The organism is Bacillus aquiflavi (assembly GCF_019915265.1).
GTDB lineage: Bacteria > Bacillota > Bacilli > Bacillales > Cytobacillaceae > Bacillus_BT > Bacillus_BT aquiflavi.
Map to the genome: position 1 here is coordinate 1967217 of NZ_CP082780.1, position 25301 is coordinate 1992517.

The following is a 25301-nucleotide window of genomic DNA, read 5'->3' on the forward strand; positions in this document are numbered from 1 at the left end:
AACTAATTATCTTGATATACTTGTGTACGATGATAAAAAGTGCATTCCATCAATCTTTTTGATGGAGGTACTTTAGATATGCTCCCATCCTGGAATAACTAAATTTAATCAACCCCTGTATTTCTTAAATAATCATCTTCTTTCTATATAAGTTGAATAAAAGGTTCGACCAATCGAAAAACGGGTATAGAATTATAAAATACCACGAAAGGGCTGGTGAACCGTGAACGTTCAAAGTCAGATCGAGGTACTACGGGAAGCGATGAAGAACGCAAAGAATCCCCGTCTTTATGAACGTTATCAAGCTGTTTATCTGAATTTAATTGGCTATGAAAGACAAGAAATTGCTGAAATTATTAATCGACGTCGGCAAACTGTCGGTATATATATCAAGTCATACAAGGGAAATTCACTTGAAGGACTTGAACTGGGGCATTCTCCTGGTAGACCTTGTAAATTATCAAAAGAACAGGAAAATGCTCTAGTTGAAGTTATATCAACGAAAGTTCCCGCAGATGTCGGTTTTACAGCAAGGTACAACTGGACTTTGGCACTTGCTTCCGAATATGTGAAACACGAATGGGACATTGACTACAGTCTACGTGGGATGTCCAATGTTTTACATGCGCTTGGTTTAAGCTACACTCGCCCAACTTATACATTAGAAACAGCAGATTCTGAAAAACAGAAAAAATTTGTTGAAGGGACCTTCCCCTCTCTAAAAAAAAGCTTTTAAACGAAGAAATAGACCATATCCTTTTTGAAGATGAATCCATGATCCGTGACTATCAGGCTATTCAGTGTACATGGTTTATCAAAGGAAAGCAGCGAAACATCCCGACGTACGGACAACACAGGGGTATGAAACTAATCGGCACATTGAATTATGAAACAGGTGAAGTAGTCTGTACAGAGGAAGAAAAATATGACGCCGTTGCTTTTCTTGAATTTTTAAAGAAAATCTTGAAGCATTATCCTTTAGGCAAGATCGTTATGATTTTAGATAATGCCCGTATTCATCATGCCAAGCTTCTCCGTCCCTTCCTGAAGGAAAATAAAGATCGGCTTGAACTCGTATTCCTACCTCCATACAGCCCCAAACTCAATCTGATTGAAGGATTATGGAAATGGCTAAAAGAATCCGTGATTAATAATGTCTACTTCCCAAACGTTCAGAAAATAGCACTGAAAGTCAGAGTGTTTATCAATGATATTAATCAACATCCGCAAGCAATCATTGATCGGCTTTGTGTACGGCTGTGAGTTAGAATCATAAATTCAACTTATATAGATACTACGATCTTTTATTTTTTGTACAATTTTCTTTTTAAAATTCTCAAATAGGACACTTTCTGATTGTTGATGTCCGTATTTTCTAACATTTACTGCTTCTTCTTTCACTTCATTATCCCCTAGCACCAGCATATATGGGATCTTTTGCATCTGTGCTTCTCTAATTTTGTACCCTAGTTTTTCATTACTTTCGTCAATTTTCACTCTTACCCCTAATTGTTTCAGTTCCGATTGAATCTTTAAAGAGTAATCCAAGTGAACTTGTGAGACAGGGATAATTTGTACTTGTGTCGGTGCAAGCCAAACAGGAAAAGCTCCTGCAAAATGTTCGATTAAAATACCAAAGAAACGATCAATTGATCCAAAAATAGCACGATGGATAACAACTGGTCGAACCTTTTCGTTATTTTCATTGATATAAGTCAAATCAAATTTTTCGGGCTTTTGAAAATCAAGTTGTATTGTTGCACATTGATGACTCCGTTTTAATGCATCTTTTATATGAAAATCAATTTTTGGCCCATAAAACGCTCCATCGCCCTCATTTAACTGATAGTTAATTCCTAAATCATCAAGTACATTTTTTAACGCTCCTTCAGAAAGCTCCCAAAGATTATCATCACCTAATGAATCTTCTGGACGAGTTGAAAGCTCCACTGAGTAATCGAAACCAAAAGTGCTATACAATTGATCAATTAGGTGAAAGACCTGCTTAATTTCACTCTCAATTTGATCCTTACGAACAAAGATGTGAGCATCATCTTGGCAAAATGTACGAACCCGAAGCAGTCCATTTAATGCACCACTGTATTCATGACGATGAACTTGCCCGAACTCTGCAATACGAATAGGTAAATCTCGATAGGAGTAATGGTTGTTTTTAAAAATTAACATGTGTCCAGGACAATTCATTGGTTTCATAGCAAATTTTGTATGCTCCACTTCGGAAAAGTACATATGTTCATGATAATGGTCCCAATGACCTGATTTCTCCCATAATCTTTGATTCATCATAAATGGAGTACGAACCTCATCATAATAGGCATCACTTTGAAGCTGACGAGAAAAGTTTTCTAACTCGTTTCTTATAATTTGTCCCTTCGGTAAATAAAACGGCATTCCTGGTGCTTCTTCGGAAAACATAAATAACTCTAATTGTTTCCCTAACTTACGGTGATCTCTTTTTGCTGCTTCTTCTAAGAAATTTATGTGCTCAATTAAATCTTTTTTCTTTTTAAAAGCCACTCCATAAACTCGTTGAAGAACTTCGTTTTGACTATCACCTCGCCAATAAGCTCCTGATACACGATTTAATTTGAATGCTTTTATTAAGCCAGTAGATGGAAGGTGAGGACCACGGCAAAGATCAATAAACTCACCTTGTTGATATAGACTTATTTTTTCACTTTTAGGAATGTCTTTTAATATTTCTAACTTGAATGGTTCAGCTTTTTCTTCAAATAACTTTTCAGCTTCTTCATAAGAAACTTCAAATCGTTTGATTTCTAGATTTTCGTTTATAATGTTTTCCATTTCTTTTTCAATAGCAAGTAAGCCCTCGGAAGTTAAACTATGTTCTAGTTTCAAATCATAGTAAAACCCATCTTCAATGACTGGTCCTATACCCAATTTCGCATTACCGTAAAGTCTTTTCACCGCCTGTGCCAATACATGCGCTGATGAATGCCTTAACACTTGCAATCCTTCTTCTGAATCTAGAGTTAAAATAGAGAGTTTCGCATTTTTTTCTAGCTTATAGTTTAAATCAACCAGTTGTTCATCTGCTTTCCCTACAACTGCATTCTTTCTTAGACTTGAACTAATGGACTCTGCTACACTTTCCACTGTAATGCCTTTCGGGAATTCTTTTATTTTCCCATCTAGAAATTGAATTTTAATTAATTGTTCACTCATAACTATAAACACTCCTTTAAAGTAATAAAAAAAAAACACACTCATCCCTTAACAAGGGACGAGTGCGTTATAACCCGTGGTTCCACCCAATTTCCCATAAGCTAAAAAATAACTTATGGCTCTGGTGCCGTAACGTAGCATAGACGATATTGGATACTTTTGTTCACCAATACAGCTTCAAGGTGGTAAATTATTTCCTAAGTTAGGAAGATCACAGCTTATCCTTCCCTCTCTGAAAACCGTAAAAATAATTCATGTCCTTTTCATCGCTTTAATCTTATATTTTATGATTAAAACAAAAAACGCACTCATCCCTCAATAAGGGACGAGTGCGTTATACTCGTGGTTCCACCCAATTTCCCATAAGCTAAAAAGATAGCTTACAGCTCTGGTGCTGTAACGTAGCATAAACGGTATTGGATAATTAATTCCCCAATACAGCTCAAAGGCGGTAAGATACTTCCCTGCGTTAGGAAGATTTCAGCTTTCCTTCCCTCTCTGGAAACCGTAAAAAGTAACTCATGTCCTTATCAGTGCTATTTAAATTCAAATAATTCATTTAATTATTTTACATACTACAATAAATTTCTATAAATAGCAACACTTATTTTGGGCTTCTTACAATTTTGTTCATTAAACAGGGGCCCTATAAGACAAGGAATAACTCTATTCAGTGCTGAATGAAACACCATCTAAAAACATTTGGGTACGGTGGGTTGACAGTTTCGTTCATATCAATGGAATAAGGAATGATTATTTGTTCTCTTCCGATAGCTTTCTATATAATGAAGCTCTAGACACATTTGTAATTTCACAAATTTGATTTACAGTCATACCTCCTTCTTTATATAGCTTCACTGCATAATTCATTCCTGCGTGATTTTTATGATATTTCTTTATTCGGCCTTTAAACTTTCCTTCTTTCTTTGCTAGCTCAATCCCTTCACGTTGACGCATACGAATAAGATCTCGCTCTAATTGGTTAACACCAGCCATTACCGTAATTAAGAATTGACTGTATGGATTATCTTCTGATAAATCTAGCCATGTATCCTTGAGTGATTTTAAGCTTGCCTTTTTACTTCGTATTAAATCAATCAATTCAAACAAATCCTGCGTACTTCGAGTGATCCGAGTTAAGTCTGTAACATAAATGATATCACCTTCTTGTAAATTACCTAACATTTTTTGAAGTTGTTCACGATCTTTTGTAGTACCAGAAACTTTTTCTTCAAAAATAAGATCCATGCCGATTTCGTTCAGTTGTTGAAATTGCCTTGAAGGATTCTGGCTAGTCGAACTGACACGTATATAACCAATTTTCCGCAAAATATCACCTCGTTTTTGAGACAAGTCTTATGAGACGCTCTTAACTATGATTTTATCAGTCTCCTACACTTGTATCAATAGAGTACACTCTATTGATATATAATTGAATTAATTAACTGAATAATTACAGAAATGAGATGATACTTTATGAAAATTGCGAGAGGTAGAGAATTGCTTACACCGGAACAGCGACAGGCTCTTATGCAAATTCCTGAAGATGAGTGGGTGCTAGGAACCTACTACACTTTTTCCAAACGAGATTTAGAAATTATAAATAAGAGAAGGAGAGAAGAAAACCGTTTAGGGTTCGCTGTTCAATTAGCTGTTCTTCGGTATCCTGGTTGGCCATACACTCATATCAAAAACATCCCGGGTTCAGTCATACATTATATATCGAAACAAATCGGTGCCACTCCATCTTCGCTTAGTCTTTATCCTCAAAGAGAAAATACACTTTGGGATCATTTGAAAGAAATTCGTAGTGAATACGACTTTCTAACTTTTACTCTAAAAGAATATCGAATGACATTTAAGCACCTTCATCAATTGGCTTTGGAAAATGGTGATGCTATTCATCTATTACATGAATGCATAGATTTTCTAAGAAAAAACAAAATCATATTACCTGCTTTCACTACACTTGAAAGAATGGTGTGGGAGGCAAGGGCAATGGCTGAAAGGAAGCTATTTAATACGGTTAGTCAATCTCTAACAAATGAGCAAAAAGAAAAGCTTGAAGAGATCATTACTTCGCAGCATTCATCCGAATCCAATAAAACTATATTGGGTTGGTTAAAGGAACCACCGGGTCATCCATCACCCGAAACATTTCTAAAAGTAATAGAACGACTAGAATACATACGAGGAATGGAATTAGAAACAGTAAAAATTAGTCATTTGCATCGCAAACGCCTGTTACAGCTATCTCGCTTAGGTTCAAGATATGAGCCTTATGCATTCCGTGACTTTCAAGAAAATAAACGTTACTCGATATTAACCGTCTATTTATTACATCTTACTCAGGAGTTAACGGATAAAGCTTTTGAAATTCATGACAGACAAATACTCAGTCTGTTATCAAAAGGCCGTAAGGCTCAAGAGGAAATTCAGAAACAAAACGGTAAAAAGCTGAATGAGAAAGTTATACACTTTACGAACATCGGACAAGCTTTAATCAAAGCAAAAGTGGAAAAATTAGACGTTTTTGAGGTTTTAGAATCCGTTATTGAATGGAATTCTTTTGTTTCTTCGGTGGAAGAAGCTCAGGAGCTTGCACGTCCTGCTGACTATGATTATTTAGACTTACTACAAAAACGATTTTATTCACTTAGAAAATATACGCCGACGCTATTAAGGGTATGGGAATTTCATTCTACAAAGGCAAATGAACCACTTTTGCAAGCTGTAGAGATTATCCGAGGAATGAATGAATCTGGGAAGCGAAAAGTGCCCGATGAATCACCTGTAGACTTTATCTCAAAACGTTGGAAAAAACACTTATATGAGGATGACGGTACAATTAATCGTCATTATTATGAAATGGCCGTCTTAACAGAACTAAGGGAACATGTTCGGGCTGGTGATGTTTCCATTGCGGGCAGTAGAGAATATAGAGATTTTGAGGAATATTTGTTTTCAGAGGATACATGGAATCAAACGAAGGGAGATACGAGGTTATCAGTTAGTTTATCATTCGAAGACTATATGATAGAGAGAACCAGCAGCCTTAATGAAAGATTAAAGTGGTTATCTGCCAATTTCAACAAGTTAGATGGAGTTTCTCTTGAAAAAGGAAAGCTATCAATTTCACGATTAGAAAAAGATGTTCCAGAAGAAGCAAAGAAATTTAGTGCAAGCCTTTATCAGATGTTGCCAAGAATAAAATTAACCGATCTACTTATGGATGTTGCTCATATAACCGGATTTCATGAGCAATTTACTCATGCTTCTAATAATCGAAAACCAGATAAAGAAGAAACAATCATTATCATGGCTGCCCTTTTAGGAATGGGGATGAATATTGGATTGAGTAAAATGGCTGAAGCCACACACGGACTTACATATAAGCAACTAGCCAATGTGTCTCAATGGCGCATGTATGAAGACGCAATGAATAAAGCCCAAGCAGTATTAGTGGATTTTCATCACAAATTACAATTATCTTCTTATTGGGGAGATGGCACAACATCTTCGTCGGATGGAATGAGAATGCAGTTAGGGGTTTCTTCGCTACATGCAGATGCAAATCCACATTACGGAACTGGAAAAGGAGCCACCATCTATCGATTTACAAGTGATCAATTTTCTTCTTACTACACAAAGATTATTCATACTAATTCACGAGATGCGATTCATGTTTTGGATGGTTTGTTGCATCATGAGACGGATCTCAACATAGAAGAGCATTATACAGACACTGCTGGTTACACAGACCAAATTTTCGGATTGACCCATTTATTAGGATTTAAATTTGCTCCAAGGATAAGAGATCTTTCGGACTCAAAATTATTTACAATAGATAAAGCAAGTGAGTATTCAAAACTAGAAGCCATTTTACGTGGACAAATAAATACAAAGATCATTAAAGAAAATTATGAGGATGTTTTGCGATTAGCTCATTCAATAAGAGAAGGAACAGTCTCAGCATCCCTTATTATGGGTAAACTGGGTTCTTATTCAAGAAAAAACAGCTTAGCTACAGCCTTACGTGAGATGGGCCGAATAGAAAAAACGATCTTTATTTTAAATTACATTTCGGATGAATCATTAAGAAGAAAAATACAAAAAGGATTGAATAAAGGAGAAGCCATGAATGGACTGGCAAGAGCTATTTTCTTTGGAAAACAAGGAGAGCTTAGGGAACGAACCATACAGCATCAAATGCAAAGGGCCAGTGCTTTAAACATAATTATCAATGCCATCAGTATCTGGAATACCCTACATCTAACAAAAGCAGTTGAATATCAAAAACGGACAGGTCGTTTTAATGAAGAATTATTGCACCATATGTCACCACTAGGTTGGGAACATATCAATTTACTAGGAGAATACCATTTTAATTTGGAGAAAATGGTCTCGTTAGATTCTTTAAGACCACTGAAAATTTCTTAACGTTGTTAAAAACAGGGGAATCGTCTTGAAAATGGGCTTAACGTTGTAAATCCGCATTTTCCTGACGGTACCCCTATACGAGTTTTTTTCATATATACACCCACAGGGAAAAATTGATCCAAGAGATATTATGGAAATTATGACAGAACAAGAGTATCTGATTAGATATAATATCAATAGGAATCATTAAGTAATTCTTTATCAAGCAGGAAAAGTACATAAAACAGTTAACATATCAACCATTGCCTGAAATAAGAGCGATTCAAACACAACTTCTCTCTTGAAATACCCTCTATATTAGGCAACTTTTTTTATTTTTTTTCCCACTTCCGCATGAGCATGCATCATTTCTACCTATTTTCTTCTTTGTTATTTTTCGATATCTAGAACTGCTCCAAGCAATTAGCAGGTTATCAATGGTTTCTCTACTTAATTGATTCCAAATCTTACCACCGATGCCCCCGTGTTTTAACGTTGTTTTCCCATCAATATTATAATCAACCTTACATACAAAGTTTTTATTACTTGGTATTGTGGCTTTATTTTTCCTAGTATCTTTTCTATAGACGTTTAGATAAACTGAGTCGGCTTCCATTTTTCCATTTTTTACAGGAAAAATTGGAGATGGCACATTTTTTAAGTGTTTTAACCAATCTATACTTTCTCTAATATTTTTTATAATTTCTTCTCTAGTATCTATATCTCCAATGTATAAATGGGCTTTCAATCTTTTTCTGCCCTCAATACTAGCATCTTCAACATGATTAATTGAATATGTCTCATTTTTAAAATTAGGAAAACGGAAGTATTTAATTTCATTCAAATCCATCTCTTCAGTAGATGGACTCCATACCACACTATCCCCTCTATCTATGACTTGTTTCAATACCCTATCGAAATTTTCAGTATCTGAAAGCATTTGGCTTACTTCCGTATTTGTAAATCGTATCCAACTAGATTGTAGCCGCTCATTACTAAAAAAAATCATATATTGATCATAATCACTATATCTATCGTAAACCATTAATGAAACCATGATAGCCATCTCATGTATATAACCTCTATCTGTATTTTTTATATACATGTCAATGTTGATTTGTTTGTTATTAGGAATATCACTTATACTACGACATCTAGCATCCGGAATACTTAGCTCAAGTGCTAAAAGGGAAAATGGAATAAATAGTTTCTCACTTAAATTAACCTCGAACAAATTTTTATGGTTATTAAAAAATGTTGCCAATCCTAAGATAATTGCACCAGCAGCAGCAAAAGACTTATCTATTAATTCATCAAATTCATATATGGGCATGTGTAAAATCTGAGTCTTTCGATTTTTTACATATTGAAATTCTATGACAGGGCTACCATTAACAATTTTATAAAATACACCCCCGTGGTTAATTGCATTTCGTACATCTACTTTGACATTACGAACCAATAACTCAAAATCATTGTTTCTTAATATTTCACATAATGAATTAAGTTTGTTTTGTAAGCCTCACCTATTTGATTGACTTTCCTGACCAAATCGTCCAATCTAATGAAAAGAATGTACGTTCGTCAAAAAAAAACTAGAGGTAGCTATATGGAAACTGGGAACTACAGATTCGTATGAAAAGTGATAAAATACCCTAGAAAATAAGGAGGAGAAATAGTAAACACACCTTCTTTCATCATTGGACTAAATTAAAGATTCTATTCTCGGTTGATTCGTGACTTTGTAGTACTATATCTTTTCTTTTTGGATTAACTCATTAGAAATTGATGAAGTTTGAAAAAAATTGAATAACATTCAGGATAATAAAAAAGACCTGCTCCTCTATTTTGAAGCGAAAACACGACAAATTAGCGACTGGCTTATTCGTCGACTCTATTCCATTTTCCTACAACAAAGGGGTTTTAGCGAAAGTCTTTCGATAGGGCGAGTTCAATTGTATCCGTTAAATATTTAGGCGTTTAAAAAAATCCTTTGATATATATAGCTTGTACGCCCCCAATTTTATTTGGATTTATTTCATTTCTAAGCAAAAAATTTAGAATTCCTTCACTAAAAAAGAGGGTAAATGGAGGTATAAAAATGGTTAGTGTCATTATTTCAGAAAAACCATCCGTCGCAAAAAACATTGCGGATGCGTTAAATATAAAGAATAGAAAAGATGGATATTTTGAAGGAAAAGACTATATTGTTACTTGGGCTTTTGGACATTTATTACAACTTTATGATGTGAAGGATTACGATGAGGGAATGGCAAAGTGGAGAATGGAAAATTTCCCTTTTATCCCTTCCCATTTTCGCTATAAAATAAAAAGTGACCCTCGTCATAAAGAAAAAGAAGATCTTGGTGCTAAAAAGCAGTTGAAAATCATATATCACTTGATCAATCGAAATGATGTAGATTCAGTGATATCAGCTTGTGATTATGATCGTGAAGGACAAGTTATTGGGGATACGATTATTTATAATCTAAAAACAAAAAAACAAGTTTATCGCTTATTATTGAACGAATGGACGCCAGATGAAGTGTTAAAAGGACTCCAAAACTTAAAACCAAATACGGAAATGAGACCTCTTCTAGACGCTGGTATTAGCCGTCAGTGGGCTGATTGGGTAATTGGAATTAATTTAACTTCTGTGGCAACCTTGAAGTTTCAGAAGGGTTCTGGAAAGGCACTGAACATTGGAAGAGTGCTACTTCCAACGCTAAAAATTATTTATGATCGAGATAAGGAAATTGAAAACTTTGTACCTGAAGATTATTTTAAATTAGCTACCACATTTAAAACAAAAGATGGTAATGAGTACGAAGGGACATATGTGGAAGATGAAAAAGATAAATTTAAGAATAAGGAAACTTTGGTATTCATCCAACAAGCTCTAAGTAATCAAACAGCCACAATCTTAGACAAAAAAGTTGAACGAAAAAAAGAATATCCTCCATATTTATTTAACTTGTCGAACTTACAAGGTTTTATAACGAGTAAATATAAAGGCTGGACTTCTGACAAAGTCCTGAAAGTGGCTCAATCTCTTTATGAAAAGAAATATATTACGTATCCACGTACTGCTAGTGTAGTATTGGAAGAAAGTTTAGTAGATAAAGCAGCTAAGGTACTCAATAATCTGAAAAAAGGACTGCCATATGAAAATGAAATTACATTTGCAAAAAAGAAACGTTTTTTTAATAATTCAAAAGTAGAAAGTCACAGTGCAATAACTCCGACATATTTACTTCCAAAATCATTATCGGGGGATGAAGAAATTGTTTATCATGCTATTAAAAATCGCTTTATTATGCAGTTTATGCCTATTGCTGAGCATGAAGAAACTAATATTATCACCAAAGTTAATCATGATGAAATAAAAGGTCTGTTTACATCAAAAGGGAAAGTACAGCTCATTGAGGGATGGAAAAAGATTGAGAAAATCGAATCAAAGGATACTATTCTACCTTTAGTTAATATAAATGAGATTGTGAGTATTGTAGACCACAAATTGACTTCTCATGTGACCAAACCACCAAAGCACCATACAGAAAAAACATTATTAAGAGTAATGGAAACATGCGGCAAGGGTAAAGGCAAAGAGGATGAAGACAGTGAAGAAATGATGGCTGCTATTTTAAGTGGTTATAGCATTGGTACTCCAGCTACGAGAGCTGAAACAATAAAAAAGTTAAAAGATGTCGGCTATATTACTACTCAAAATAAAAGTTTAATTTGTACGGTACTGGGAAGAAAGTTAGTTGAAACATTTCCGGTAAAAGAATTATTTGATTTAGAATTTACCGGTAGATTGAAAAAAACATTGTTTGATATTGAAAAGCAAAACCTTAATAAAGAAAGTTTCTTGAACTTAATTTTTGATTTTACAACAGATGCTGTTAAAACAATTAAAAATAAAAAAGACATTATTATTAATGAAGTATCAAATGAAAAGAAAACCATTGAGGTTCTTGGAAAGTGTCCTCTTTGCGGGCATGGAATTATTGAAGGGCAAAAAGGCTTTGGATGCAGCAACTGGAAAAATGGCTGTAAATTTGTCATTTGGAAAAATGATAAATATTTAGCATCGATGAAAAAGAAACCAACAAAAACAATGGTAAAAAGCCTTTTAAAAAATGGAGTCGTTTTGGTTAAAGGACTAACGAGTAAAAAAGGCAATAAGTTTGATGCATATTTACGATATGAGAAAAATTCTGATAACGAATATTTTAGTTGGAAGCTGGAGTTTCTTGAAAAGCAAGAAGTAAAAAAAAGAAATTGAAATTAACACGATTTAAAATAAGGGCTCTGTTAAAGTTTCATGTTGATTTTAAAAAAATTAGAACTTCCAATGATCAGGAAGTTCTAATTCGTAGTATAGTCTTATTCAGCTAAAGCCACGTTTCTCTAATTAGAGGGAACGCTGTGAAAGGGGCTCCCCCTGCGTCGAATAGCACTCTATTTAGTAAGAAATAGCGTGCTATAAGCTTCCGCTAATAAGTGCGAGAATTTACCTTAACAGTTTGGCTGACGAAACCCTACCTGATGGGGCGGTGTAAATTATGGGGCTTGGGTTGAATAAATACGTAAGAATACAATTAAAGATATCACAACGTTAAAATATTTAAGTTAAAGTTTAAAAAAGAGATTGTGAAAAAATGCACTTAAAGTAAAAGGTGAGTATGATTTTCTTTTGACTTTTTTTAAAAGAGAATCTATAATTATCACTGTACTTTTACATTCTAAGGAGGATTATTAAAAAATGACACAGTTTATGAGACTACGATTCCCAACTTTGAACCAGTAATTAAATACGTTCAAAGACTCTGTTTTGTGTATACAGAGTAAACGGGATTAGTCTGTCCTTTTTTAATAATCTTCATTTCATATTAGGAAAACACATTTCTTGTTCATCAGAATATTTACGGTGTGTTTTCTCATACTATCGTAGTGCGATGATAGTAAAAATATGTAATGTTTAGAAAGGCTGATGATTCTGCCTTTCTTTATTTATGTCCAATTTACCACCATTATTTCTCAAAAGAAAGGTTTTATTTGAGGACGGCTTCTATCAGCTCAAACAAACCTAATAAGGATGGGGCTTCTTCCCTTTACTCTGAAATCACAGGCAGATTGCCTGTGATTTTTTATTATCTGAAAGGAAGAGAAACATGACTAAAAAAATAAAGAGCATTGAAGTTTTTAGAGAATTTGTAGAAGCATTTAGATGTCCACACTGTAAGGGTCCTTTTCAGGTTGTTGATTTAAAAAGCCTAAAATGTACTAAAAATCATACTTTTGATTTTGCTAAACAAGGATATGTGAACTTGACAACTCATTCCTCTAAAAGTCTTTACGATAAAAAACTATTTGAAGCAAGGCAGAGAATCATTATGGAAAGTAACTTATTCGCATTGCTTCATAAGAAGATCTCGAAGATGATAAATGACCACTTGGATGATTTCCCCCGTTTTCCATTCCTAATTCTTGATGCAGGCTGTGGCGAAGGTTCACATTTACACAAGGTTTTAGATGATTGCAGAAATACAGCAATAACAGGGGTTGGGTTAGATATTTCTAAGGCTGGCATTGTAATGGCCGCCAAAAATTATAAAGAACCCATTTGGCTTGTGGGTGATCTAGCAAAATCACCATTAAAAGATCAATCGTTTCATGTCATTCTTAATATTTTATCGCCATCAAATTACAAAGAATTTAAAAGAATTTTAGTTCCGAATGGTCTTGTTATCAAAGTGGTCCCTCGCCCGAATTATTTAAAGGAACTGCGAGAAACACTTTTCGAAAATACAAAAAAGGTGATTTATAAAAGTAGCGATACAGCAGAGCTTTTTAAAAAACATTTCAAATTAAAAGCTGTTTATAACCTATGTTATACAAAAAAATTGAACCAAGCAGAACAAATTAATTTAGTTCAAATGTCTCCCCTTTCTTGGAATTCGGAAAGAACAGATATTGATTCATTTATTAATCGGGCTTCATCTGAGGTTACAGTCGATTTAGATATATTAATTGGATTAAATGTTCAATGATTGGAAAAAGAACATTATTCTTTTTCCATTCGGCCAAACTTTATCACTTTTTGGGTATCATCTCTAGTTCAGTATCCCATTACGCGGTATATCACTCTAAATACGCAGTCAGGTGTCATGATGACAATTTCGATTTTATGTGGATTCGCCTACTTTTATTCTATCTCCGTTTCGAGGTATGGGCTGATGGCTACAATCGGAAAATGCTAATTGTATTATCAGATGCATTAGTTGCAATTTCAACGATAGTATTAATGATTCTATTATGATCTTATATCATATAAATAATCAAAAATAACCCGTGCAAAAGCACGGGATTTACTATTCGTTCCAATAGTGGGCTGAGCGAGTTTTTAACATTTTGCGAAATTGTGATGTTGACCGCGGAAGTAGTTCCCCGTTTGAAAAATCGATCAAAACACCATAACAGCGAATAAGATCAAATTTATCAATCTTTCCTTCCTGATACATCGAAACTACTTTTTCTGGATCTTCATTCAACCATTGGAGCCGATTTTCACGAATGAAATGGCGGGCAATTTCAGTTTTACTTTCATCGATTTCAAATAAATCTAAATCGCGGTCTTTTTCAATAATCACAACGCCGTAATCTTTTTCTGCTCTTTCAATCGTTACATAACCGTCAATTACATCTTCAAGTACGGCTTTTGGATCGCGTTTTAGCGGATCTCCAAGGCCTCCTCCTCCAGCGGATGGACGTGTAAAAACATCGCCTGATTGGATTTTTACGTTTGAAAAAATGGCGCCAAGGTATTTTTCTTTATCCGTACCTGGGTTTAGCACTGCCCCATGGGGATTGGACGGCAGGCCGCCAAAAATTCCCCAAGTGATTGAACGGGAACGATCACAGCAATAAGACATAACCGTGTTAGATGCCTCTGTAATCATCCCGCCTTTTTCTAAACCGCAGCCGCCACGAAATTGGCCGGGCCCTCCTGAATCAGGAATAATTTCATGTTTCGTCGTCAGAACAGGAGAAAGGCGCTCTTGTCCTTCACACGGCTGAATGCTAAGTCCAACGCCAAATACCGGCGACATCACATTTGCTCCGTCTCGATCGGAACGACCTCCATGTCCTCCTGCCATCCAGTCATACCACATAAAATAATGATCTCTGTCAGGGCGCTTATCCCAACCGCCAATAAGGAGATACTCGAGATTAAAAGAACATGCGATTGCTCGTTCCGGCATAATATGGGACCAAAGTTCAAAACATGAATTTAAAATTTTTTCATAAGCACCTGAACAAAATCCAGTCACTGCTACAGGCCATGGGGCATTAACGACTGAATTTTCAGGCAAATAAACTTTCACGGCTCGATAAAAACCTGAGTTAAGAGGGATATCAGGGAAAAAGGTTTTCGTCCCAGCATACGCAGCTGAAAGAGAGGCCCCGAAACCAGCATTTAAAAAACAGCCAATATACGGATGGCTACCGCTCATATTATACTCGATTTCATCATCGTGAATCGTCATTTTCACTTTAATCGGAATCAATCCATCTCCTTGAACCGGATCCATATCAATAAAATCAGTTGTCTCCCACGTCCCATCTGCAAGTTCACGAATTCTAGCACGGGTTAATCTTTCTACGTAATCTTGAACCTCAGAAAAAGCAGTAAGGACTGTTTCTAAACCGTATTTTTTTACAAGGACAAGAAGCTGCTTCTCCCCGACTTTTGTTGCCTCAGCTTGGGAACGAAGGTCACCGAGACGCTCCTCAGGAACACGCATGTTAGAAACGAGCATGTTAGCTACATCTTTTAAAAAGACGCCTTGCGAATAAATACGAAGCGGCGGAATCCGCATTCCCTCTCCGTAATGGTCTTTTGACTGGATATCAAATGATCCTGGGACAGAGCCTCCCATATCCGCCCAATGTCCATTACATTGCATAAAGGCAATGATTTTTCCTTCACAAAAAACAGGACGAATGAGACGAGTATCATTAAAATGGGTTCCTCCTCTGTAAGGATCGTTAATAATAAAAATGTCTCCTGGATGAATATCATCACCGAAATCCTCGAGTACCGCTTTTGCCGTTAAATGCAATGTACCGACGTGAACAGAAATGTCTTGCGTTCCTTGCATAATCGTGTTTCCATTAGCATCACACAGTGCCGAGCTAAAGTCGCGGTTGTAAATGACAAAAGAGTAACACGTCCGCAAAATTTGTTCAGACATTTGATCGACAAGGTTAACAAAGGCATTTTTCAACACTTCAAAAGTAACCGGGTCTAGCTTGCTGCGAAACTCCGATACGCTTTTCGTTTCCATACGATTCTCCTTCCTTACATTGAATGAATTAAAATATTTCCATAGCGATCAACTTCCGCAGTAAACTCCGGCGGAACAACAATCGTTGAATCAAGTTGTTCGATAATAGCAGGTCCGTTAATGAGAGCTCCAACAGGGATATGAAGCCGGCTGTAAATATTTGTTTGCACAAATCCGCTAGCTTCTTCAAAATACACTTGACGTACTTCTTTAAGAGCATCGGCAAGGTTACCTAAAGGCTCACTAGCTGGAATTTCTGGCTTCGGCACAACGCCGATAGCTGCGACTCGGAGACCGTAAATTTCTACCTGTTGATTCCGATCAGAGAAAGCGAATTCTCGCTCATGCTCCTTGTGAAAATGATCAAGCTCTTCGGCAAGGGATTGAAGCGGACGGGCAGTTGTTACGGCAAGCGAACGCCATTGACCTGCATAGCGCATATCCATATAACGAACGAGATGGCGGTTTTCTCTTTCCACTCCTTCCTCAGCAAGAAGGGCATCCGCTTCTTTTTCCATTGCCGTAAATTGTTCTTCTAGATCTTTTGCAGAAACTTTACTGGCGTTCGCTAAAAACGTTTTCGTTACGTCATGGCGGACATCAACAAGAAGACAACCCATTGCAGCCGCCACTCCTGGATGAGGGGGAACGATAACAGTCGGAATTTCCATTTCCTTAGCAAGATATGCACCGTGAAGTGCACCGGCGCCGCCGAAAGCGACAAGAGCAAAATCCCGAGGATCATAGCCACGACGTACAGAAATAAGACGGATAGCATCACACATATTAGCGTTTGCTACTTTTAAAATAGCGTCTGCCGCTTCCTCAACAGAATAATTGTAAACGTTTGCAATTTTATTTATTGCTTCAAGCGATTTTTTCTTATCCAACTCCATCTGCCCATCTAGCAGTCTAGTATTTAGACGGCCAAGCACGAGATTGGCATCAGTATTTGTCGGTTCCGTTCCTCCTTTTCCATAACAGGCAGGTCCAGGTGCTGCACCAGCGCTTTGCGGTCCATTCCTTAACGAACCACCTTGGTCGACCCAGGCAAGACTGCCGCCTCCAGCCCCAATTGTTAAAATTTCAATCGAAGGAAACCCAATTGGATAGCCATATTCGATATACCAGTCTTTCGTTACCCTCAGCTCCCCATTATACATAAGAGAAATATCGGTACTTGTTCCACCCATATCAAGACCGATAGCATTTTGAAATCCACAAAGATTAGCAATATATTTACTCGCAATCGCCCCAGCTGCGATACCAGAACTTGCTAGACGGGCTGAATAGCGCGGAACCGTTTCGCTTGTCATAACACCTCCTCCTGAATGAATCACAAGAATGTCGCCCTCGTAATTGCGGCTCTCCATCTCATTTTCAAGCTTTTGAATATAGCGGCTCACAATAGGACCGAGAACCGCATTCACGATCGTTGTACTCGTTCGCTCGTGTTCAAATATTTCTGGTAACGTCTCGCTCGATGTACAAATATAGACATTTGGCAATTCCTCTTGGAAAATCTCCTTCACTCTTAATTCATTAGAGCTATTCATGTAAGCATTTATAAAGCTGATCGCTATCGCTTCAACTCCCCGCTTTTGCAACTTTTTTGCTAAAGCACGAACTTCCTGTTCATCAATTTCCTCGACTACAACCCCAGCATAATCCACTCTTTCTGTCACTTCAAAACGGTCGCGGCGACGGATATACGGAGGAGCTACATCTTCATAAGCATCCCAAAGATCAAGCTTTGTTCCTCGGCGGATTTCTGGCACATCCCGAAATCCCTTTGTTGTAACAAAAGCTGCTTTCGGAAGCTTTCTTTCAATTAAAGCATTCGTTCCTACTGTCGTCCCATGGGAAAAGGAAATAATTTCATTTCCCTTCACACCTGATTTTTCAAGTCCTTGAAGCATGCCGATTTCTGGGTTTGCAGGCGTTGAAGATGTTTTCGTAACATACATTTGTTTTGTGTTTTCATTATAAATAAACACATCTGTAAAAGTGCCGCCTACATCGATAGCTACTCGGTAACGTTCCATCAACCATTCATCCTCCTTTTAAGCATCAATTTTTCCTGATTTCAAACTATCTATCATTTCATTCAAATATTCTTTAAGATGTTCCCTGTTTTCCGCTCGGTTCATCCTTACGATAAATATGGCGCCAATAAGCCACCAGCCGAGGAAAATCATCCATTCATACGGCCAAACTAGCTGAGACGGCATACCCGGCATGTACAGTATTACAAAACCTATCGTAAGAATGAAAGAAATCCATCCAACGATCGGAAGCCTTCCAGCTTTAAACGGTCTAATCATATTAGGCTCCTTTTTTCTCAAGACGATAAACGATAAAGCAACCATACAATAGGCTAATGTAATTGTTAATCCACCAGCATCAACGAGCCAAACAAGCATCGGTCGACCTAAAAGCGGGGCAAACGTCGTTAAAATACCAATAAAAATAATTGCATTCGCTGGAGTTTTATACTTTGGATGAATTTTCGCAAACCAAGACGGGAGAATTTTTGATTTTGCCATCGCATACAGAACACGGCTCCCACCAATAATAAAAGCGTTCCAACTTGTTAAAATTCCTGCTAATCCACCGAAGATAAGTACTTTTGCAAAGATCGAACTTCCAAAAGCGGCGCCCATAGCATCTGCTGTCGGCAGCGATGAACTGCTAATTATACTTAATGGCAAAACATAAGAAACCCCGAAAATAATGCCGATATAAAAGAGAACGGAAAGGAATACAGAAAAGACTAGAATTCGTCCGATCGATTTATAAGGAATGTTCATTTCTTCGGCTGTTTGCGGGATGACGTTAAAACCGACAAACATAAACGGCGTCATTAGCATGACTGTTAAAAGTCCGCCAAAGCCATCTTTAAATAGAGGTTGAAGCAGTTCTTTCTCACCGCTTACTGCTGAACCACCAATAAGCATGATCCCAACAATAAATATGACAACTGTAAGAATTGTTTGTATAAGGGCTGCTCCTTTTATCCCCCTGTAGTTTATAGCCGTAATAAAAATGGAACCGATTACACCAATGAGTACCCAAGAAGCATATACATCCCAGCCTGTAATCGTCCACATGTAGCCAAATTTAAAGTTTGGAAAAACATATTCAATTACTGTCGGCAAAGCAACAGCTTCAAAGGCAGCAACAAAAATGTATCCGAGGGCAATGGCCCATGCTGCGATAAACGAAGCGTTATGTCCTAAAGCTCTTAAAACAAAAGAATGCTCCCCTCCTGCTTTTGGCATCGCAGAAGACAGCTCTGCATATGTTAAGCCGACAAACATTACAAGCAATCCGCCAATTAAAAATGCGATAATTGCTCCGACTGATCCCGCACCAATAATCCACTCTCCTGATAAAACAACCCATCCCCAGCCGATCATTGCTCCGAATGCGAGAAACAGCACATCAACTCGTGTCAACACTCGATCAAACTGCACATCAGGCTTCTTTTCCACGGTTTCTCTCCTTTCATCGATCATTTCTATTTAGTCGATTTATATATTTTTTAAAACGGACATTACTAGAGTTATTAATTTTTCCTGCATCCCTTGTCGATAGCAAGAGAGCAGGAAAATTTTATCGTCAATGAGATCGAATCGAAACGGTTTTATAGGCAGTAAAAAATTCTACAGCAGCTTGCCCCTGTTCTCTCGTTCCTGAGCTTGATTGCTTCATGCCGCCGAATGGAGCCTGTGGTTCTGCACCACCAGTTTCTCCATTCACTTGAATCATGCCAGCCTCGATGCGATCAATAAAATACAACGCTTTCGATAGATCATTCGTAAAGATAGAAGCACTCAATCCGTAAATTGAATCGTTAGCTTCTTGAATCGCCTTATCAAGCGAAGCGGATTCAATGATAGCGAGGACTGGTCCAAAAATTTCTTCTTTAGCTATTACGGCGTCACTACGCACCCTATCAAATACCGTCGGCTCTATATACCATCCGTCAAGACCTTCACATGCCTTCCCACCAGTAAGGAGACGACCTTCCCTTTTCCCTGTTTCAATGTATCGAAGTATAGAATTAAATTGTCTTTTAGAGACAACAGGCCCCATCGTTACTTCAGGATTCATGCCGTCTCCAACTTGAATAGATTGAATTTCTGCCAGCACTTTTTCCTGAAAAGCCGATAATATCTCTTTTTCCACAAACACGCGGCTTGTTGCCGTACAACGCTGACCGCTCTGTTTCATCGCTCCTTCAACGACTAAGCGGGCTGCAAGATCAATGTCGGCGTCTTTTAAAACGATAGCAGGATTTTTCCCACCAAGCTCAAGCTGGTATTTCGCACCGCGGGCAGCGGCTTTTTTCGCAATTTCACTGCCTACTTCATTCGATCCGGTAAATGTAATGGCATCAACTTGCTTATGATCAACAATCGCATCACCAATTCGGCTTCCTCGACCGATGACAAGATTTATCGTGCCAGGAGGGAACCCAGCTTCTGAAAAAATCTCTACGATCCGAGCACCTGTTGCACTTGCTTCTAAAGCTGGTTTAAAAACGACCGTGTTTCCGTACACTAATGCCGGAGCCATTTTCCACACCGGAATAGCGAGGGGGAAATTCCATGGTGCAATAACGGCGACAACGCCTACAGGCACTCGCTTTGCGAAAAATAGATTTGTCGGATCGGCTGAAGGAAGCAACTCCCCACTCTTGCGAAATCCTTCACCAGCAAAATAACGGAGAATAGCTGCACTTCGATACACTTCTCCTTTCGTTTCAGCCAAACGTTTTCCCATTTCTTTCGTTGCTAATTCAGCCAATTCATCAGCATATTTTTCGAACAAGCTAGCTGCTTGCTCTAAGCATTTAGCTCGGTCAGGACCAGAGGTAAAACCCCATTTTTCCTTTGCTGCTACTGCTGCCTCGACAGCAAGATTCACTTCCTCAGTCGATGAATTTTGCAAAACGGCAACAAGTTCTTCAGGGTTTGCAGGATTGTAAACAGCAATGGATTCATCTTTAGCGGATATCCACTGGCCACCGATAAAGTTTCTAGTTTCTTTTATTGCTGTCTTTTTCATTCGTTGTTCCCTCCATTTTGCACTTCAGCTAATAGTTTTTCTAAAATGTCGAAACCGCTTTCAAGTTGATCATCAGTCATAACGAGAGGAGGTAAGAAGCGAAGAACATTACTATCAATACCTGCACTTAGAAAAATAGCTCCCCGTTTCCAGCCATTCGCTACAATATAAGCCGTTTCCTCCTTGGCTGGCGTCATCAATTTACGATCCTTTACGAGCTCAATAGCACACATTGATCCAAGGCCGCGGACATCTCCAATTATTTCGTTTTTTTTTTGCATCGCTCTAAGACGTGCCTGCATCTTCTCACCGAGCATTCGGCTTCGTTCAACGAGATTTTCCTCTTGGATAACATCAAGAACAGCTAATGCAGCAGCACAGCCTAGAGGACTTCCAGCAAATGTTCCGCCAAGCTGCCCTCCTAGAGGTGCATCCATGATCTCGGCTCGACCGACAACACCGCTAATTGGAATACCAGCACCCATCGATTTTGAAACAGTAACAAGATCAGCCGCTACATCGAAATGTTCCATCGCAAATAGCTTCCCTGTCCTAGCAAATCCGGTCTGAATTTCATCGGCGATCATCACAATGCCATGCTTATTGCAAATGTCGCGAATTGCCTTTACAAAACGTTTCGATGGTACGACAAAACCGCCTTCTCCCTGTACAGGCTCAAGTATAATTGCGGCAATATTTTCTGGAGCAGCTTCAGCAACAAAAAAATGTTCTATTTGTTTAATGAACATGTCATCAATTTCGTCTTCTGTCAGATGTTGATCGCGATAATAATAAGGATAAGGGAGTTTATACGTTTCCGGGGCAAACGGACCGAAGCCTTTTTTATAAGGCATCACCTTACTTGTTAGCGACATTGTAAGAAGTGTCCGGCCGTGATAGCCCCGGTCAAAAGAAATCACTCCTTGGCGTCCAGTATATTTACGGGCGATTTTAACCGCATTTTCTACAGCTTCTGAACCACTATTTAAAAAAATTGATTTTTTAGAAAATTCACCTGGTATTAATGTATTTAAACGTTCTGCAAGCTCAACATAAGACTCGTATGCAGTCACATGAAAGCATGGATGAAGAAACTCTTCTGCCTGACGTTGTACTACTTCAACAACCTTTGGATGGCAATGACCGATATTTTGAACACCTATTCCGCCAGCAAAATCGATGTATTCACGGCCATCGATATCAATGACAGTTGCTCCTTTAGCATGGTCTATAAACAAGCCAGTAACATGATACGGTCCTCTGGGAACAGCAATATTTCTTCTTTCCATCCACTTTTCTGATTGGGGTGTAGACATTGTTTGAAAAACTGACATTTTAATAAAGCCTCCTTTACTTTTTGAAAAAAACAAAAAAGCCAGCTTAATCATTAATTAGATAATGACCAAACTGGCTAGCATCCATTTTAGTGCTCGCTGGCAAGACGAGTTCAATAGATTCCACAGTTTTTTTGGTGAAGATTTTTATGTTGTTTTTATTGTAAACAAATGACCTGTAATTGTCAAATAATTTTTAATATTGTTTTTTGACAGAAAAGTGTTTACATTTGTCTTACTCTCCATTATAATTACATCTAACAGAAAACCGTCTCTTTAACCGATCTTCAGTCGGTAACAATCGAGCGGCCTAAGCTTTTCTAATTTTATATTTTACGAGAACTGTTCTGATTTGGCAGTAGTTTCTTTACCGAAACCATCTCCCAAATCATCAAGCCGGTTCCTTCCAACCTCTTAACTTATAAGACTAGGAAGTGAAGCGGCTTTTTATTTTCTATTCATGAGGAGGTGAACCAATGGCAGGAGCTCTTGAAGGCATCCGTATTCTCGATATGACCAGGGTTCTCGCGGGACCATATTCGACAATGATTCTTGGCGATTTAGGCGCAGATGTCATTAAAGTGGAAGCTCCCGGCGGATCTGATGACACACGATTCTGGGGACCGCCTTTTCAAAATGGCGCAAGTGCTTATTATGTATGTGCAAACCGTAATAAACGTAGTATTACTGTTAATTTAAAAACGGAAAAAGGGAAAGAAGTCATTCGCCGTCTAGCGAAAACCGCTGATGTTGTCATCCATAACTTTAAAACTGGAACTATGGAGAAATTTGGACTTTGCTATGAGAAGCTGTCTACTATTAATCCGCGCCTTATTTATTGCTCGATTACCGGATTTGGGGAAACAGGTCCAAATAGTCATCTGCCAGGGTACGACTACATTATCCAAGCGATGAGCGGATGGATGAGTATTACGGGAACAGAAGAATCTGGACCATTAAAAGTCGGTGTTGCTGTTACAGATATTTTTACTGGGCTTTATGCCGCAATTGCTATCCAAGCCGCACTGCTTGCACGTGGTAAAACGAACAAGGGACAAAAAATTGATTTATCACTTTTTGATTCAGCTATCAGCACACTCGTTAACGTTGCATCAAACTACTTAATGACTGGTAAAGTCCCAAGACGCCTTGGGAACGATCATCCAAATATCGTTCCATACTCCACTTACGAAGCAAGCGACGGTAAGCTTGTGATCGCTGTTGGAAACGATCGACAATTTCAGTCGCTATGTGAACTATTTTCGGATCCTGAAATTGGCCGCGATCCCCGCTTTCAAACAAACGCCGGGAGGCTACAGTTTCGTGAAGAGCTGAATCAACGTTTAAATAAGGAAATTCGTAAAAAATCAAAAGCTGTATGGCAGCAGCTCCTTTCAAAAAAAGGAGTGCCCTGCGGACCAGTGAATACGATGGAGCAACTGTTTCAAGATCCGCAAACGGCGGCTAGAGAAATGCAAGTTTCAATGGACCATCCAGAAGTCGGAAACATCAAGCTTGTCGGAAGCCCGCTAAAAATGTCGGATACGAAAGTATCTTATCGCCTGCCCCCACCACTTGCCGGGGAGCATAATGAAGAAATTTTTAAAGAAATAGGCTTAAAACAGAAAGCGATCATAACAAAAACGGAGGAATAAAAGATGATGAACTTTGACTTTTCTGAAGAACAGGAAATGCTTCGCAGCACCGTTAGAAAATTCGTTGACAAAGAAATTATCCCTTATATGCAAGAATGGGATGAACGCGGCTATTTCGATACAAACATTATGAAACGTTTAGCCGACTTAAATCTTATGGGTGTTTGTATCCCTGAAAAATATGGCGGTGCCGGGATGGACTATAATTCGCTTGCCATCGTCTGTGAAGAGCTTGAGCGCGGCGATACTGCTTTTCGGACAGCCGTTTCTGTCCATACCGGGCTTAACAGTATGACCCTCCTTCAATGGGGCTCAGAAGAACAAAAGCAAAAATATCTCGTTCCACAAGCAAAAGGGGAAAAGATCGGTGCATTCGGGTTAACAGAACCAGGTGCAGGCTCTGACGTTGCTGCGCTTAAAACAACAGCAGTCCGCGATGGAAATGACTATATTCTGAATGGACAAAAAACATGGATCTCCCTTTGTGACCTCGCTGACCACTTTATTGTGTTTGCCTATACAGACAAAGCGAAAAAACATCATGGCATTTCTGCCTTTATCGTTGAACGCACAATGCCCGGTTTTTCTTCTAAAGCCATTAAAGGGAAGCTTGGGATTCGCTCAGGCAACACCGGAGAAATTTTCTTTGATCATATTCGCGTCCCTAAAGAAAACCTTCTTGGTGAAGAAGGAGAAGGTTTCAAAATTGCAATGTCAGCGCTTGATAATGGCCGCTTTACTGTTGCTGCTGGAGCTGTCGGTCTCATTATGGCTAGCCTTGAAGCAAGCTTAAAGTATTGTCATGAAAGGGAAACTTTCGGTAAAGAGATCGGCCGCCATCAACTCGTTCAACAAATGATTGCAAATATGGAAGCAGGACTTCAAATGAGCCGTCTTCTCGTCTACCGTGCCGGCGTTTTGAAAAATCAAGGAAAACGAAACACCCGAGAAACTTCGCTTGCAAAGTGGCAAGCTTGCGACTTCGCCAACAAAGCCGCAGATGACGCTGTGCAAATCCACGGAGCATATGGCTATTCAAGTGAATACCCAGTGGAGCGCTACTTAAGAAATTCAAAAGCACCGGTTATTTACGAAGGTACTCGAGAAATTCATACGATTATGCAAGCAGAATACGTGCTCGGCTATCGGAAAGATAAGCAGCTGCGAAGTATGCTCCCAGAATGGTCTCCCGAATCAGTTACATTGTAGTTAAACGCTCTGGAATAGGCTCTTAAAGAGCGTTTCATCATTAAATCCCC

General features: G+C 38.1%; 14 protein-coding genes, 1 pseudogene and 2 other annotated features. Of the genes and pseudogenes, 7 read left to right on the forward strand and 8 right to left on the reverse strand.

Annotation, left to right across the window (positions count from 1 at the left end; translation table 11 throughout):
- Positions 1–262: 262 nt before the first annotated feature.
- Positions 263–1263 (forward strand): IS630 family transposase gene (locus tag K6959_RS09435; protein WP_258561152.1). Its coding sequence is split into 2 segments (ribosomal slippage): positions 263–721 and positions 724–1263, totalling 999 coding nucleotides; the frame shifts between segments, so codons are not numbered across the junction.
- Between the two features lie 15 nt (positions 1264–1278).
- Here the strand turns inward: K6959_RS09435 and thrS are convergent.
- A complete protein-coding gene (thrS, locus tag K6959_RS09440; RefSeq protein WP_223086341.1) occupies positions 1279–3207 on the reverse strand; it encodes a threonine--tRNA ligase in 1929 nt (642 codons plus the stop codon).
- A 51-nt stretch (positions 3208–3258) separates the two neighbouring features.
- Positions 3259–3483, reverse strand: a binding site (T-box leader).
- Between the two features lie 42 nt (positions 3484–3525).
- Positions 3526–3750, reverse strand: a binding site (T-box leader).
- 210 nt (positions 3751–3960) lie between these two features.
- Positions 3961–4536 (reverse strand): recombinase family protein, encoded by a 576-nt coding sequence (locus K6959_RS09445; protein WP_163240031.1) that lies wholly within the window; start codon positions 4534–4536, stop codon positions 3961–3963.
- 147 nt (positions 4537–4683) lie between these two features.
- Between K6959_RS09445 and K6959_RS09450 the strand changes: the two genes are divergently transcribed.
- Positions 4684–7647 carry a Tn3 family transposase gene (locus tag K6959_RS09450; protein ID WP_223086342.1) on the forward strand — a complete coding sequence of 988 codons (2964 nt, stop codon included), beginning with the start codon at positions 4684–4686 and terminating at the stop codon, positions 7645–7647.
- 292 nt (positions 7648–7939) lie between these two features.
- Here K6959_RS09450 and K6959_RS09455 read toward each other — a convergent pair whose 3' ends face one another.
- Positions 7940–9088 carry a YecA family protein gene (locus tag K6959_RS09455; protein ID WP_223086344.1) on the reverse strand — a complete coding sequence of 383 codons (1149 nt, stop codon included), beginning with the start codon at positions 9086–9088 and terminating at the stop codon, positions 7940–7942.
- Between the two features lie 639 nt (positions 9089–9727).
- Here K6959_RS09455 and K6959_RS09460 point away from each other — a divergent pair.
- From K6959_RS09460 to K6959_RS19130, 3 genes and pseudogenes are all read left to right on the forward strand, one after another.
- Positions 9728–11914, forward strand: a complete 2187-nt coding sequence (locus tag K6959_RS09460; protein WP_223086346.1) for a type IA DNA topoisomerase — start codon at positions 9728–9730, stop codon at positions 11912–11914.
- Between the two features lie 889 nt (positions 11915–12803).
- A complete protein-coding gene (locus tag K6959_RS09470) occupies positions 12804–13682 on the forward strand; it encodes a putative RNA methyltransferase (RefSeq protein WP_163240025.1) in 879 nt (292 codons plus the stop codon).
- Positions 13672–13945 (forward strand): annotated as a pseudogene (locus K6959_RS19130) (MFS transporter); the annotation flags it as partial. The gene K6959_RS09470 and the pseudogene K6959_RS19130, both read left to right, overlap by 11 nt.
- Before the next feature lie 58 nt (positions 13946–14003).
- On the opposite strand, the gene K6959_RS09475 reads toward K6959_RS19130, so the two are convergent.
- From K6959_RS09475 to gabT, 5 genes are all read right to left on the reverse strand, one after another.
- Positions 14004–15980 carry a hydantoinase B/oxoprolinase family protein gene (locus tag K6959_RS09475; protein ID WP_163240023.1) on the reverse strand — a complete coding sequence of 659 codons (1977 nt, stop codon included), beginning with the start codon at positions 15978–15980 and terminating at the stop codon, positions 14004–14006.
- Positions 15981–15994: 14 nt separating this feature from the next.
- On the reverse strand, positions 15995–18025 hold the full coding sequence (locus K6959_RS09480) for a hydantoinase/oxoprolinase family protein (RefSeq protein ID WP_163240078.1): 2031 nt from the start codon (positions 18023–18025) through the stop codon (positions 15995–15997).
- An 18-nt stretch (positions 18026–18043) separates the two neighbouring features.
- Positions 18044–19474 (reverse strand): APC family permease, encoded by a 1431-nt coding sequence (locus K6959_RS09485; RefSeq protein ID WP_262421759.1) that lies wholly within the window; start codon positions 19472–19474, stop codon positions 18044–18046.
- 127 nt (positions 19475–19601) lie between these two features.
- Positions 19602–21053, reverse strand: a complete 1452-nt coding sequence (locus K6959_RS09490) for an aldehyde dehydrogenase family protein (protein WP_163240020.1) — start codon at positions 21051–21053, stop codon at positions 19602–19604.
- Entirely contained in the window at positions 21050–22387 is a 1338-nt protein-coding gene (gene gabT, locus K6959_RS09495; RefSeq protein WP_223086350.1) for a 4-aminobutyrate--2-oxoglutarate transaminase, read from the reverse strand. Before gabT ends, K6959_RS09490 begins: the two co-directional genes overlap by 4 nt.
- 476 nt (positions 22388–22863) lie before the next feature.
- Here gabT and K6959_RS09500 point away from each other — a divergent pair, with 476 nt between their 5' ends.
- Both K6959_RS09500 and K6959_RS09505 read left to right on the forward strand, forming a co-directional pair.
- Positions 22864–24042 (forward strand): CaiB/BaiF CoA transferase family protein, encoded by a 1179-nt coding sequence (locus K6959_RS09500; RefSeq protein ID WP_163240016.1) that lies wholly within the window; start codon positions 22864–22866, stop codon positions 24040–24042.
- 3 nt (positions 24043–24045) lie between these two features.
- Positions 24046–25251, forward strand: coding sequence for an acyl-CoA dehydrogenase family protein (locus tag K6959_RS09505; RefSeq protein ID WP_179959007.1), 1206 nt, complete (start codon positions 24046–24048; stop codon positions 25249–25251).
- Positions 25252–25301 lie beyond the last annotated feature (50 nt).

Coding starts and splice junctions, on each gene's coding strand:
- K6959_RS09460 (WP_223086346.1), top strand. CDS start 9,728: ATGGTTAGTGTCATTATTTCAGAAAAACCATCCGTCGCAAAAAACATT.
- K6959_RS09475 (WP_163240023.1), bottom strand. CDS start 15,980: ATGGAAACGAAAAGCGTATCGGAGTTTCGCAGCAAGCTAGACCCGGTT.
- thrS (WP_223086341.1), bottom strand. CDS start 3,207: ATGAGTGAACAATTAATTAAAATTCAATTTCTAGATGGGAAAATAAAA.
- K6959_RS09470 (WP_163240025.1), top strand. CDS start 12,804: ATGACTAAAAAAATAAAGAGCATTGAAGTTTTTAGAGAATTTGTAGAA.
- gabT (WP_223086350.1), bottom strand. CDS start 22,387: ATGTCAGTTTTTCAAACAATGTCTACACCCCAATCAGAAAAGTGGATG.
- K6959_RS09480 (WP_163240078.1), bottom strand. CDS start 18,025: ATGGAACGTTACCGAGTAGCTATCGATGTAGGCGGCACTTTTACAGAT.
- K6959_RS09450 (WP_223086342.1), top strand. CDS start 4,684: ATGAAAATTGCGAGAGGTAGAGAATTGCTTACACCGGAACAGCGACAG.
- K6959_RS09490 (WP_163240020.1), bottom strand. CDS start 21,053: ATGAAAAAGACAGCAATAAAAGAAACTAGAAACTTTATCGGTGGCCAG.
- K6959_RS09505 (WP_179959007.1), top strand. CDS start 24,046: ATGATGAACTTTGACTTTTCTGAAGAACAGGAAATGCTTCGCAGCACC.
- K6959_RS09500 (WP_163240016.1), top strand. CDS start 22,864: ATGGCAGGAGCTCTTGAAGGCATCCGTATTCTCGATATGACCAGGGTT.